Source organism: Burkholderia sp. MSMB1835, from assembly GCF_001526365.1.
Lineage (GTDB): Bacteria > Pseudomonadota > Gammaproteobacteria > Burkholderiales > Burkholderiaceae > Burkholderia.
This window is the reverse complement of sequence record NZ_LOYP01000014.1, coordinates 91461-104073: the sequence shown is the minus strand read 5'-3', so window position 1 is coordinate 104073 and position 12613 is coordinate 91461. Positions and strand designations below refer to the sequence as shown.

The 12613-nt window shown below is 69.8% G+C and carries 10 protein-coding genes; 1 reads left to right on the top strand and 9 read right to left on the bottom strand.

The features are described 5' to 3' along the window. The coding region (locus WS96_RS06580; RefSeq protein ID WP_156443595.1) for an amino acid permease at positions 1 to 659 on the bottom strand (659 nt) is incomplete at its 3' end. Positions 660 to 1286: 627 nt separating this feature from the next. Between WS96_RS06580 and WS96_RS06575 the strand changes: the two genes are divergently transcribed. After that, on the top strand, positions 1287 to 2279 hold the full coding sequence (locus WS96_RS06575; RefSeq protein ID WP_059831339.1) for a hypothetical protein: 993 nt from the start codon (positions 1287 to 1289) through the stop codon (positions 2277 to 2279). Here the strand turns inward: WS96_RS06575 and WS96_RS06570 are convergent, their stop codons facing one another. The 8 genes from WS96_RS06570 to WS96_RS06535 form a co-directional block, all read right to left on the bottom strand. Beyond that, positions 2280 to 3332 (bottom strand): hypothetical protein, encoded by a 1053-nt coding sequence (locus WS96_RS06570; protein WP_059831337.1) that lies wholly within the window; start codon positions 3330 to 3332, stop codon positions 2280 to 2282. Next, positions 3322 to 4611, bottom strand: a complete 1290-nt coding sequence (locus tag WS96_RS06565) for a lipopolysaccharide biosynthesis protein (protein ID WP_034205674.1) — start codon at positions 4609 to 4611, stop codon at positions 3322 to 3324. Before WS96_RS06565 ends, WS96_RS06570 begins: the two co-directional genes overlap by 11 nt. After that, on the bottom strand, positions 4608 to 5774 hold the full coding sequence (locus WS96_RS06560; RefSeq protein ID WP_306454026.1) for a polysaccharide pyruvyl transferase family protein: 1167 nt from the start codon (positions 5772 to 5774) through the stop codon (positions 4608 to 4610). The genes WS96_RS06565 and WS96_RS06560 overlap by 4 nt, the downstream gene beginning before the upstream one ends. Further along, on the bottom strand, positions 5771 to 6994 hold the full coding sequence (locus WS96_RS06555; RefSeq protein WP_059831335.1) for a glycosyltransferase family 4 protein: 1224 nt from the start codon (positions 6992 to 6994) through the stop codon (positions 5771 to 5773). The genes WS96_RS06560 and WS96_RS06555 overlap by 4 nt, the downstream gene beginning before the upstream one ends. After that, positions 6991 to 9261, bottom strand: coding sequence for a polysaccharide biosynthesis tyrosine autokinase (locus WS96_RS06550; protein ID WP_059831333.1), 2271 nt, complete (start codon positions 9259 to 9261; stop codon positions 6991 to 6993). The genes WS96_RS06555 and WS96_RS06550 overlap by 4 nt, the downstream gene beginning before the upstream one ends. Further along, positions 9258 to 9755 (bottom strand): low molecular weight protein-tyrosine-phosphatase, encoded by a 498-nt coding sequence (locus WS96_RS06545; RefSeq protein ID WP_059831331.1) that lies wholly within the window; start codon positions 9753 to 9755, stop codon positions 9258 to 9260. Before WS96_RS06545 ends, WS96_RS06550 begins: the two co-directional genes overlap by 4 nt. Next, on the bottom strand, positions 9752 to 10957 hold the full coding sequence (locus WS96_RS06540; protein ID WP_059831329.1) for a polysaccharide biosynthesis/export family protein: 1206 nt from the start codon (positions 10955 to 10957) through the stop codon (positions 9752 to 9754). The genes WS96_RS06545 and WS96_RS06540 overlap by 4 nt, the downstream gene beginning before the upstream one ends. Before the next feature lie 134 nt (positions 10958 to 11091). Beyond that, complete coding sequence (locus tag WS96_RS06535) at positions 11092 to 12480, bottom strand: undecaprenyl-phosphate glucose phosphotransferase (RefSeq protein WP_059831327.1); 1389 nt, start codon at positions 12478 to 12480, stop codon at positions 11092 to 11094. Between the last annotated feature and the right edge of the window lie 133 nt (positions 12481 to 12613).

Genomic DNA, 12613 nt, shown 5'->3' with positions numbered 1-12613 from the left:
TCGCCGGTGACGAACGGCACGATGCCGACGATCAGGAGCGGCGTGAGCGATGCAATGCCGAGAATGCGCTGCGTGCGTGCAGCCTTCGACGCGCCGCTGTGCTGAAGCTTGAACGTGACGAGAAGCAGAATCGTCGCGATGATGAACGTCGCGTTGATCCGCAGCGAAAGCCCCGGCTTGATGAACCCGAGATCCGCAACCTTGAGCTGCCAGTGCAGCACCGCCGCATCGGCGGGAAAGAGACTCGTGAGCGCATAGCTCGCCGCGAGCCCGCAGCCGAGCGCGAGCATCGGCGACCACGCGAGCCAGTTGCACCACACGGACACCGGGGCAATCAGTTTGCTGTAACGAACCCAGCCGATCGCGCCATACACGGACGCGCCGCCCGATTTATGAGGAAATAGCCCCGATATTTCCGCATAAGTCGCGCTTTGAATCAGCCCCATCGTGATCGCGGCGATCCAGATCGCCCACGCGGGATGACCGATCGTCGCGGACACGCCGCCGATCGTGAACAGCACGCCTGCCGGCACGCCGCTCGTGACCCAGAAACCGTCTTTCCAGGTCAGGCTGCGCTGCAGTGTCCGGCTTTCGGCGGCGGACGACGCCGGCAGACCGGCGGCGTCGGCGCGACGGGGGGGCAATCCTGTATCGCTCATCGAGAATGTCCTTGTTGATTCGGTCCGTCGGCGGAAGCGGGGCGACAGCACGAGCGCATGGCTGGATGAAGTCGGGCTTGCCGGCGTAGCGCCGGTTCCGCCGCAAGGCGATGCCGGTGCCGACGGGTGAAATGCGTCGCGGATCGATTGGTGGCAGTGTTGCGGTCGACGCGTCGTACAGACGCGGCGGCAGCGGAAAGTGCGCGATGCGCACCGCTGGCGCCGTGCGTCGGCGCGCGTGCACGGTGCGCGTGCACGGTGCGTGCCGCCACGGGTATACGAACGTATTCCCGCGCCGAACGGCCATGGTCCCAACAATCGCCGGGCGCGACAATCGGACTGGTCGGATTCTGGCGGCGGCATCGGACGTCGTGCGATGGCGCCGATCGGACCGGTCCGATTGCCGGCGTGCGTCGGATAGGCGATGCTGTCCGGCTTTCCGGGATTCGATGCATGGGTCTACTGATCATTTCCATATTCGTCGCTATCGCCATATTTTTTGTGCTGTGAGCGATCCGATTCGGCAGGGTGTCGAGGCGGTACGGCACGCGATACGCCGTCGGCTGCACCGTGCGGCGGTCGATCGGTACGCAGGATTTCAACCGAGGAAGAGGGAGCGTGTGCTCGATGTCGAACTGGATTCGCAAGCTGTCGGTTTTGGCCGCCGGTTGCACGTTGACCGTCGCGGCTTGCGCGGCTGACCGCCATCGTTGGCCGGATGCGGCGAGCGGTATGCCGCGCGTCGGCGTGCAGGTCAAGATCCAGTCGTTTACGCGCGACGACGCACGCATGATTCGGGACACCGGCTTCGCGTTCGTCAGGCTGGGTGCGTGGACCGATCGCCTCGACGAGGCCGCTTACCGGGCGCAGCTCGACGGCGCATTCGCTGCCGCCCGCTCCGCCGGCCTGCCGGTGCTGCTGACCGTTCGCACGCTCGGCCGCTTCGCGGGAACCGACGGCGCGGACGCGAAAGCGACGGCAGCCTTGCTCGCGGATGCGGGCGACCGGATGGCCGACGCCGTTACGGCATTGGCGGCGCGACATGCGCGCGACCTGATCGCCATCGAACTCTGGAACGAACCGGACCTCGGTCGCTATTGGCCGACGGGCGACGTCGCGCGAACGTTCCCGCCGTTCACCGTCGCGCTGTGTCGACGGCTGGCGGAGCGACCACCGGCGGTGCCGATCGTCGGCTTCGGGTTCGCACACCCGCCGCTGCCCGGCAATGTCTCGGGCGATCTGCTCGCGCGCGTGCACGCGGCTGCACCGCATTGTCTCGATGCCGTGTCGTACCACGCGTACGGGATGACGCCCACACAAGTCCGTACGGCGGCGGAAGCCATCGACGCGCACTACGGCTTGCCGGCGCTCGTCACCGAAGACGGTGCGGCGTCGGTGGGCGCCGACGGCGAGCGTCGTCAGGCGCAGCGCCTGCGCACACTGCTCGACGCGCGCGGCGACATTCGGACGCCGCTGATCTCGATCTATGAGTGGGCTGATACCGCGAATGCCGGCGATACCGCGCAGCGGAGCTATGGACTCGTGCACGCGGACCGCTCGCGGAAGCCCGTGCTCGACGCGGCCCGTGCGTCGCTGCGTGCGACACCTGCGGCGCGGTGATCAGGCGCCCGCCTGTCGCGCGCGAATCGACCAGAGGGCGACCGCGAACGGCGCGACGCTCGACAGATGCCGCAGATAGCTGCCGAGATCGGGTTCGAACAGCATCGACACGGCCACTTGGCCGAGGATCAGACAGGCGAGCAGCTCGCCGTTTCGAGCCGGCACGGCACCGTCGTCGTGCACGGGTTGCTTCGGCATGCGGCGCCACGCGGCGCCGAGAAACAGCGCGATCAGCGCCTGCATCGCGAACCCCTTCGGATCGAGCGAGAACAGCACCGGCAGATTGAGTCGGACGAGCGAATACGCGTAGTTGCCCACGAAATGCGCGAACGAATCGGGCGTGAACGGGTTGTAGAAGCTCGTCCGGGCGCCGAATGGCGACGAATAGACGAGATAGTCCACGGCGAGGTCGCGCGGTTGCTGAAGCAGCATGTAGGCCGCGTCGGGCAGCGCGACCAGCGCCGCGACGGCCAGCAACGCACCGGCCAGCCTCGGCAGCGTCGATGCGCGCCGAAAGGCCCACGCGGCGAACGCGATCGCGAGAATCAGCGCGAAATAGCTGCGAATCGTCGCCGCGTAGCCGAGATACAGCACGGCGGCGATCATCATCGGCCACAGGATGCCGCGCCGGCGCGCGGCGGCGAGTACGACGATCGACATCGCGACGACGATCGTGTCCTTGCTGGCGACGAACAGGTTGAAGAACAGGCACGGCGCGATCAGCGCGAGATAGGCGACGAGCGCACCGAGCCGCTGCGCTTGCCGAACGGCGACCCAGATCGTGGCGACGCCGAGCGCGATGACGAACAGCGCGGTTCCGGCGTCGCCGAGCATCTGGTACAGCTTGCCGACCGCGTCGAACGACGAGCCGTCGTAGGTCGACCCGCCGCCGATCTGGGTCTGGATCTTGTCTGCGTCGCGGAAGATGAATTCCGGAAGCAGCGCGCGCGCGTTCGCGTAAACGCCGACGTACAACAGCGCGGCGAGGGCCGCGATCGCGTCGCGCAGGCCGCGGCTCAACAGCGGCCCGCTGCCGATGACGTCACGCAGCATCGCCGGCTCCGATGCGCCCGCCGCGCGCGGCGGGCAGGCGCGACATCACGAGCCACGTCATCCACGCGCTGACGGCAATGCTGGCGACGAGATGCGCGCCCGCCGCGCCGAGCGCCCGCTGGTCGTGAACGAGCGCGATCGACATCGGCAGGCAGACGACCGTCAGCGCGGCGATCACGCACGCGACCGTGCGTCCCGCCCGCAAGGCGACCGCCGCCGCCCACAGAACGTCGGTGGCCGCACGCAGGACGAACGACAGGAGCAGCACCACGAGAATCGCGATCGACGGGGCGTCGTCGCCGGCGTGTGCGAGCCGGAAGATCCATGGGTGCGCCAGCACGATCGCGAGTGCGGCGGCGCCGGTCAGCAGGAGCGACGCGCGCAACGCCCGGGCGAGCTCGCGGCGGAACGCCGGTGCGGCGGCGCGTGTGCTGTCGAGTGCGCTCACGAGGCGCGGTGCGGCTACCGCGACGACGGTAGCCGATGCGATCGTCTGGATCGCGTTGGCGATCGACCAGACGAATACGTAGCGCCCCAGCTCGTTCGCATCGAGCTGCGCGGACGCGACGAAGCGTTCGAGATACTGCAGCACCGACAGCAGCAGCAACGCGACAAAGAAAGGCGCGCCGTCGCGCCAGACCGTCGCGAGCCGCACGCGCGTGGCCGACAGGGCCGGCATCGCCGGCAACCGGTGCGCGGCGGCGGCGATCAACCCCCAGCCGGCCACCACCACGACCATATCGCCCGCGATCCAGATCGCGAACAGCCCGTCGATCGATCCGATCGTGCCCGTCGTCAGCGCCACGATCGCGACCGCGGCCCATGCACCCGTCCGGACGAACAGCAGCCACGACGCGGCGCGCGCGCGATGGAGCGAGAAGAGCCAGGTGTTGACTTCGAGCGCGGCATGCTCGGCACAGGCGACGAGCGCGACGAGCGCGAGCGACATGTCGGGCAGCGCGCCGAGGTGCAGCGGCCCGAACGCATGGCCCGGCAGCACGGCGAGGCCGCACAGCAGCGCGTAGACACCGGCATACAGCACGGACAGGCGCACGCAGGTTCGGACCGCGTCATGCGGATTGGGGCCGGCCAGCCGGCGATTGATCTCGGTGCTGAAGCCGAGGCCGAGCACTTTCGACGCGACGACCGACACGGCGAGCGCGAAACCGTAGACGGCCACCGCGTCGAACCCGAGCGCGCGCGCGACGACGATCGTCAGCATGAACTTCAGGCCGAGTGCGCCGACGCGCAACACCAGGCGGAACCACGCGGCGCTCATCGCGCCGCTCCATGGTCGAGCGCGTCGCGCAGCGCGGCGACGATCCGCTCGCGTTCGTGCCCGAGCCGCTCGAGCCCGACTTCGGCCTGAAGCCAGAACCGGCTCAGCGCGTCGGGCGCGAACAGCGTGTCGCAGACCGCACCCGCATCGAAGTCGGCCGCATTCGCGACCCAGCGGCCGACGCCGAGATCGGCATAGGCGCCGAATCCTTTGCGCTCGTAACTGAGGTGATACGCAGGCACGCCGTGCAGGATCGCTTCGAGCGCGCCGTGCAGGCGCACGGACACGACCGCGTCGGGCGTGTCGCCGGCGAGCACGTCCTTCAGCGTGCGAGCGGCGTCGAAGCCGCGTTCGCGGTAGTACGCGACGTCGTCGTTGCCGCGCCCGGTGCTCTGGACGGCGAACGTGACGCGGCAGGACGTGCGCAGCCGCTCGATCAGCGCGTCGGTCGATGCGTGGTAACGCGCGCATTGTGCGTCGCTCCATGCCGGCGGGCGGCGCAGCACGAGCGCGACGTGCGCGGGCGTCGCCGCGGCCGAGCGGGCCAGGTCGCGCACGCCGGACGCTCGATGGGCGAACTCGAGCACCGCGAGATCCGGCGCGCGCCGGGTGTTGGCATGCTCGGCGAGCAACGCGGCCGAGCGGTCGTCGCGCACGAACACGGTATCGAATCCGCCGAGCAGCGACCTCAGGTGTTCCGTGAGCAACGGGTTTTCCGCGGCGGGCCCGATGCTTTGCGGAAGATAGACGGTCGGCTTGCGTGCCGCGCGCGCTGCGCGCATCTGCACGAGATGCCCGGCTTCGAGCTTGAGCGCCTCGACGCGATTGCGCGCGCGCAGGTAGCCGCCGCCGACGCCGACGATCAGGTCGGCGCGCCGCAGCAGCGCGCGCAGGCCGGCGAGCGCGGGATTGATGCCGACCGGCAGCGCCGCCATCGTGGCGCCGACGAGGCGCCGCACGCCGCTCGCCGCGAGCACCGGCGCCGGCTGTACGTCGGCATGGCCGGGAAACGACGCGGGATCGGCCGCGACGACCGACACGTGTGTGTCGGGGCCGAACGCGTCGCGCAGCAGCGCGACCGACAGGTCGACGAGCAGACCGTCGCCGGAGTTGCGCGCGCTGTACGCATGCAGCAGCGCGACGTGAACGGGGCGATTCATCATGCTTGCTCCTGGAGAAGATCGCGATAGACGGCGAGCGTGCGATCGACCATCGCGTCGGCCGAGAAATGCGGGTACGCGCGCGCGCATTGGTCGCGCATCAGTCGAAAGGCGGCCGGATGGTCGATGAGCCGGCAAACCGCTGCCGCGAAGGCGGCCGGATTGTCGTCGTTCGGTACCGTCAGGCCGACTTGATGCGCCGCGATCAGTTCGGCCGCGCCCGCGACCTGCGTCGCGACCATCGGCACGTGCGCGGCGACGGCTTCGAGGCATACGTAAGGAAAGCCTTCGTAGCGGCTCGGCAGCGCCAGCAGGTCGAATGCCGAGAAATAGCGGCGCGCGTCGTCGACGCGGCCCACGACGTGCAGGTTCGTCGGCAAATCGCGCGCTTCGTCGCCGGCCGCGCGGTCGAAATCGCCGGATCCGATCGCGACGACCCGCAGGCGCGCTTCATGGCGTCGCTCCAGCAGGCGTGCAATGCGCACGAGGCGATCGACGCCCTTCTGGTGATCGAAGCGCCCGACGAAGCCGACGACGAACGCGTCGTCGGGCAGGCCGAGCGCGGCGCGTGCCGCATGGCGCTCGAGCAACCGCGGTGGCGACACGCCGTTCTCGACGACGCGAATCCGGTGGCGCGCGATACCGAGGTCGTGCAGATGATCGGCTTCGTCCTGCGAGACCGCGATCACCGCGTCCGAGCAGGTGTTGCCGAGCATGCGCTCGATGCCGCCGTAGAACGCGCGCCTGGCGGACGACAGCGTCGGGTTGAGCGTGTAGACCGCGTGCGGCGTGTACGCCTGCTTCCACGGCCCGCGGCACAGTCGCGCGAGCGCGCCGGCCTTCGAGCTGTGGCTGTGCACGATGTCCGGCCGGAGCCGGCGCAGCAGGCGGTGCAGCGCCTGCACACCGCGCAGGTCGTGCAGCCCGACCGCGCGCCGCAGCGGCAGCCGATGGAACGAATCGCATTGGGCGGCCGCGCCGTGCAGCATCGCCTCGTCGAAGCGCTCGCCGAGCGGCGCGATCAGATGGATTTCCGCATCCGACCGCGCGCGCAACCCGGCGATCAGATCGGTCAGATGCACGGCGACGCCGCCGCCGGCGGCTTCGACGACGAGCGCGATACGCATCGGCCGCGCGCGGGAGGCCGGCGGCGCCTGCCGGCCGGTGTGACGGACGTTCGCCGCGCGATCGTCCAGCTTCGGGGCGAGAACGGTATCGCTCATGCGGACCTCCGCAGCAGACGTTGCAGGGCCGCGCGCAGGCGTGCGAGGTGCGTGCAGCGCGTGTCGCACGTGTAGCGATACGCTTCGTAGCGATAGCCGCCGTATTTCGAGCCGAACGCGGAGGCGCCGGAACGCGGATCGAGGCCGTTCAGCACCACAGCCGGCACGCGGCCGGGCCGCTGCGGCAGCCGTTTCGCGGATTCGGTCAGTTCGCCGGCGCGCGTCGAGCCCGCACGGGCGACGAGCAGCGTCGCGTCGGCGTGCGTATCGAGCCAGGTCGCGTCGGTCGCCGCGAGCAGCGGCGCGGAATCGACGATCACGAGGTCGTAGCGGGCGCGCAGCGACGCGAGCAGCTCACCGGTGCGCGCGTGCTGCAGCAGTGCGGTGGGCGCCGGCGGCAGCTCGCCGGTCGGCAGGAAGTCGAGGTTCGGCGCGACGCCGCGCCGCACGACGTCGTCGGCGCTGGCGTGGCCGCCGAGCAGTTCGGCGAAGCCGGGGCCGCGCTCGAGGCCGAAGTACTGATGCAGATAGCCTTTGCGCAGGTCGCCGTCGATCAGCAGCACGCGCCGGCCGCTCGATGCCTGCACCGCGGCGAGGTTGACCGACACGAACGATTTGCCGGTGCCGGGCGTCGGGCCCGTGATCAGCACGAGCGGGTGCTCGATGTCCGCGAGCGAGAAATGGAGTGCCGTTTGCAGGCTGCGCAGACCTTCGATCGCGGGTTCGTACGGATCGTCGTAGGCGAGCACGTGCAGGCCCGCGTCGCGTCGCTCGACCGCGCGCATCAACCTGCGCTGGTGCGCGGCGGCCGGCAGCACCGCGCGCACCGGCAGCGACGTGTGGCGCTCGATCTCGTCGACGGCCGTGAGGCCGCCGTACAGGAATTCGCGCGCGAACGCCGCGATCACGCCGAGTGCGAGACCGACCAGCGCGGCGGCCGCGATCACGACCGGCCGGTTCGGTCGGACCGGATCGGCGGGCGCGACGGCCGAATCGACCACGCGCACGCTGGCCGTTCTGCCGGCCTGCACGAGTTCGAGCTGCTGGATGTTGTTCAGCAGCGCGGTATACAGATCGGTGTTGACCTTCACGTCGAGTTGCGCGCGCACCTCCTCGCCCTGTTGCGCGGGCAGCCGCGCGATGCGCGTGTCGAGCGCGCCCTGCTGGCGCTTCAGCGTCGCGAGCTGCGCGTCGAGCGCCGCCATGTCGGGGTGGGTCGGCAGGAAGCGCTTCGACAGCTCGTCGCGCTTTTGCTGCAGTTCGAGCATGCGCGTCTGCAGATCGGCGCCTTGCTGGAGAACGAGCTTGCCTTCCTCGGCCAGATCGACCGAGCCGGTGCGGCTGCGCAGCGACGCATATCGCGTTTCAGCGCGTTCGAGTTGCTGTTTGACGAGCGGCAGTTGCGTGTTCAGGAACGTCAGCGACTGGGCCGCTTCGGCGGAACGGCGGGCGATGTTCTGCTCGACGTAGCGGTTCGCGACGGCGTTCAGCGTCGCGCTGATCTCGGCCGGATCGTTGCCGCGCAGCGACGCGACGAGCACACCCGATTGCTTGACCTTCTCTTGCACGTCGAGCGCCGTGCGCAACGTGTCGATCGTTTCGGCGCGCGATTGCCGGATCAGCTTGAAGCGCGTGCCGGGCAGGGCGTCGAAGCCCGTGATTTCGATGTGCAGCGGGCCGTAGCGCGTCGCGAAGGTTTCCGCGGCGCCCACGGTGCCGACGGCGTCCGCCGTCAGGTCCGATCCGGTCAGCCGGTAGCGCGTGTCGTCGAGCCGCACGACGTGGAACGTGTCGCCCTCGGCGCGCGTCGGCACGTCGAACCGCGCGACGTCGATGCGTTCCTGTCCCCACGCGTAGCCGCCGAAGCCCAGCAGGCCGGGCGATACCGCGCCGTCGTTGAAGCGCGCGACGAACGCGCCGAGCACGGGCACGCGCGACGGCTTCGCGACGATGTAGCTGCGCAGGTCTTCGACGGCGCGCGTGACGACGAGCCGCGACGACAGGATCTGCGCTTCGGCCGACGCGGGCGAGCCGACGTTGAAGAACGATGCGGCATCGCCCAGCAGGTTCTTCGATGCGGTGTCGGTCGCATCGTCGGTCTGGATCATCAGGTCGGCCTGGTAGGTCGGCGGCGCGACGAATGCGTAGAGCGCGCCGGCGGCGATGCAGGCCGTCGCGATCGCAGCGATCGTGCCCCGCGCGTTGCGCAGGGTGTCGAGCACGCGGATCAAGTCGATCTCGCGTTCGGGGATAGCGGGCGTGTTCATGACTGGAGTGTGGAAACGGGTGGGGCCGGCCAGCGCGCGGCGACGCGCGGCAGCCAGCTGGCGACGGCGAGATCGATCAGCGCCGCGCAGCGGATGAAATCCGCGCGCGTGCCGCGATAAGGGTCGGGAATGTCGAGGCCGGGGCGCGCGTCGTCCGACGCGCGCGCGTATTCGCCGAGCCGGAACACGCGGCCGCGCAGGAACGGGTGGCGTGCTTCGAGCACGCGACGCTGGCCGTCGTCCATCACGAGGATCAGGTCGGCGTGCGTGCACAGGTCGGTCGTCACCGCGCGGGCGGTGTGGCCGGCGAGCGTCACGCCGCGCGCGTGCGCCATGTCGCAGGCGAGCGGGTCGGCCGGGCGGCCCGGCGGCGGCGCGAGGCCGGCCGAGCGCACGTCGGCCTGCGGCAGGCGCGCGGCGAGCAGCGCGGCCGCGAGCGGGCTGCGGCAGATGTTGCCTTCGCATACGACGAGCAGGAACGGGCGCGCGCTCATTTCGTTGCAATCCCGGCGGCGACGCCCGTGTTGACACTCGGCAGCAGCAGGCTCAGCACGCGGCTGAAGCGGACGAGCCCGTTGCCGTCGACATAGACGACGTCCTTCGGCTCCAGCTCGAACTGGTTCGCGAGCACCATCGCGACCGGCGAGCGCGCGTCGAGATGGAATACCGTCGGCGCGCCGCTGTGCGTGCCGCGGATCACGAACATCTGCGCCGCGTCCGCCGTGTTCGAATTGATGCTGCCGGCCTGCAGCAGCGCGTCGCTGAGCGTGAGGCGGCCGTTGCGCTTCGGCAGTGCGAGCATCGGACGGTTCACTTCGCCCATCACGTACACGCCGTTGTCGTCGCGCGCGCCGATGCGCAGCAGGTCGCCTCCGCGCAGCGCAATGGCGGACGGATCGCGATGCCGCTCGATCAGGCGCGCCAGATCGATGCGCACGGGCACGCCGTTGCGCACGACGGTCACGTCGCTCTGATCGGCGGCGGCCGTGAAGCCGCCCGCACGCGCGATCGCGTCGGCCAGCGTCATCGGCACGTCGTTCACGGGCAGCGCACCCGGCGTGTGGACCTCACCGTCGACGTAGACCTGCTGCGAGCGGAACGACGCGACGCGCAGCGTGACCTGCGGATCGCGGTAGATCCGGCCAAGCGCCTGCTTCACGCGTGCTTGCGCATCGGCCGCGGTCAGCCCCGCGACTTTCAGCCTGCCCGCATAGGGAAACGTGAGATTACCGTCGTCGTCGACGACGAAGCCGGCGATCGGGTCCGCCGCGCGCGGCGGCGTCTGCTGCGCGCCGGCTTGCGCGGCGGCAAGCTCGGGGTGATCCCAGACGGTGATCTGCAGCACGTCGCCGGGGCCGATCCGGTAGGCCGGCGCACGCGCCGGGGCCGGTGCGTCGAACGACGCCATCGTCGCGTCGCGCGCTGCGCGCTGACGCGCGATCAGCGCCGGATCGATCGCGACGATCTCGACGGCCGTGCGGGCCGAGGGCGTCGCGGCATCGGGCGTCGCGGCCGCGCGCGCGTCGCCGGCCGGCGACGCGACGGGGTTCGGATTGCCCGCCGGCGTGCCGGGCTGGGTCGTGTTCATCTTCATGCCGGGCGCCAGCACGCATCCGGACAGCGCTATGCAGGCCGTCAGAACGAGCGCGAGCGCGCGACGGCGGCTTGTGGCCGTCGATGCGATCGAGGTGTTCATGGATTCCTTCCTGTTGCGCGGCGCGTATCGACGTATCGACGAGGCAGCGCGCGCGGGCCCGCTTGCGCGGACCCGCATGGGGTCAATCGACAATGCGTCGGCCGCGTCGCCAGGCAGGCGAACGGCCGCGCCACTCAGTACGCGTTCGGGTGCACGATCCCTTTCAGCACGGTTGCGCCGATGATTCGCAGATCGAGCGCGAACGACCAGTTGCGCAGGTAATACAGGTCATACTCCACGCGCGACTGCATGCTTTCGAGTTGCTCGGTCGCGCCGCGCAGCCCGTTGACCTGCGCCCAGCCGGTGATGCCCGGCTTGATCCGGTAGCGATGGATATAGCCGTCGACGAGCGTGCGGTACTGCGCGTCGTGTTCCACTGCATGCGGGCGCGGGCCGACCACCGACATGTCGCCGAGCAGCACGTTGATGAACTGCGGCAGCTCGTCGAGGCTCGTGCGGCGCAGCAGCGCGCCGATCCGCGTGACGCGCGGGTCGCCGCGCGTCGCCTGCACGACCGTGCCCGCCTGTTCGACGTGCACGCGCATCGTGCGGAACTTGTAGATGTCGAACGTGCGGCCGTCGGCGCCGCGGCGCTTTTGCGTAAACAGCACCGGCCCCGGCGACGACAGCTTGACCGCGACGGCGATCGCGAGCAGCACCGGCATCAGCAGGATCAGCGCGACGGCGGCGAACACGCGGTCGAACACGGCCTTCAGCGCCAGCGCGCCTCGCGACAGCGGCGGCGCGGCCAGCGAGATCGCCGGCTCGCCGAGAATCTCGCCGGCGCGGCTGCCGAACAGCGCATGCTTGCTGACGTCGGGCATCAGGCGCAGCTCGACGAAGTCGCTGCGGAACGCGTCGACCGTGCGGGCCGTCTCGTCGTCGTCGAGCGGCAGCGCGATCCACACTTCGTCTGCATGCTCGCGGCGTACGCCGGCTGCAAACGACGCAAGATCGGTCATTACCGGTACGTCGTCGTCGAGCGTGGCGGCCTCGCCGGTCGTGCGATACACGCAGACGACCCGGTAGCGGGCCGCCGCGCTCGCACGGAGCTCGGCGCGGATCTGCGCGATGCGCTCGCCGCTGCCAACGATGGCGACCGTGGCGGGCGTAACCGGCGCGCGAAGGCTGCGGCGTCGGACGATGCAGAGCACGATCCGGAATACGACGAGCGCGATCGCGACGCCGATGGTCCAGTCGAGGAACCACTTCGTCAGCACCAGCGTGACGGTTGTCAGCGCAACCATCTTGACGAAGACGAAGCCTTGCACGACGAGCCACAGCGCCACCGTGCGCATTGCATGGCGCGTGGCGGGCAGCTTGCGACCGTCAAGGCCGATGCCGGCCAGCCGCAGCAGGAAGGCGGCCAACAGCGCACTGACGCCGGTCAGGATCGCTTCGATCCTGAGCGTGGCGAAATCGCCGATCGATCCCTGGTGGGCCAGCGCCGCGACCGCGACGATCACGACGACGTCGATCGCACATACGACGATCTCGTTGCCCGGAGCTTGCTTCTTCTTCATTTCATCTACCCATCCAAGCCTGTCACGTACATGCTCGTGTCACGGGTTGCACGCCTCGGTTCCCGCGACCGCATGCGCGGCGTATCACCCGGACAATCGCTGCGTGCATCCGGGTATGAAACGAGTCTATGAG

Excerpts from the sequence above, each read along its gene's own strand:
- WS96_RS06575 (WP_059831339.1), top strand. The coding sequence starts at position 1,287 with ATGTCGAACTGGATTCGCAAGCTGTCGGTTTTGGCCGCCGGTTGCACG.
- WS96_RS06570 (WP_059831337.1), bottom strand. The coding sequence starts at position 3,332 with ATGCTGCGTGACGTCATCGGCAGCGGGCCGCTGTTGAGCCGCGGCCTG.
- WS96_RS06565 (WP_034205674.1), bottom strand. The coding sequence starts at position 4,611 with ATGAGCGCCGCGTGGTTCCGCCTGGTGTTGCGCGTCGGCGCACTCGGC.
- WS96_RS06560 (WP_306454026.1), bottom strand. The coding sequence starts at position 5,774 with ATGATGAATCGCCCCGTTCACGTCGCGCTGCTGCATGCGTACAGCGCG.
- WS96_RS06555 (WP_059831335.1), bottom strand. The coding sequence starts at position 6,994 with ATGAGCGATACCGTTCTCGCCCCGAAGCTGGACGATCGCGCGGCGAAC.
- WS96_RS06550 (WP_059831333.1), bottom strand. The coding sequence starts at position 9,261 with ATGAACACGCCCGCTATCCCCGAACGCGAGATCGACTTGATCCGCGTG.
- WS96_RS06545 (WP_059831331.1), bottom strand. The coding sequence starts at position 9,755 with ATGAGCGCGCGCCCGTTCCTGCTCGTCGTATGCGAAGGCAACATCTGC.
- WS96_RS06540 (WP_059831329.1), bottom strand. The coding sequence starts at position 10,957 with ATGAACACCTCGATCGCATCGACGGCCACAAGCCGCCGTCGCGCGCTC.
- WS96_RS06535 (WP_059831327.1), bottom strand. The coding sequence starts at position 12,480 with ATGAAGAAGAAGCAAGCTCCGGGCAACGAGATCGTCGTATGTGCGATC.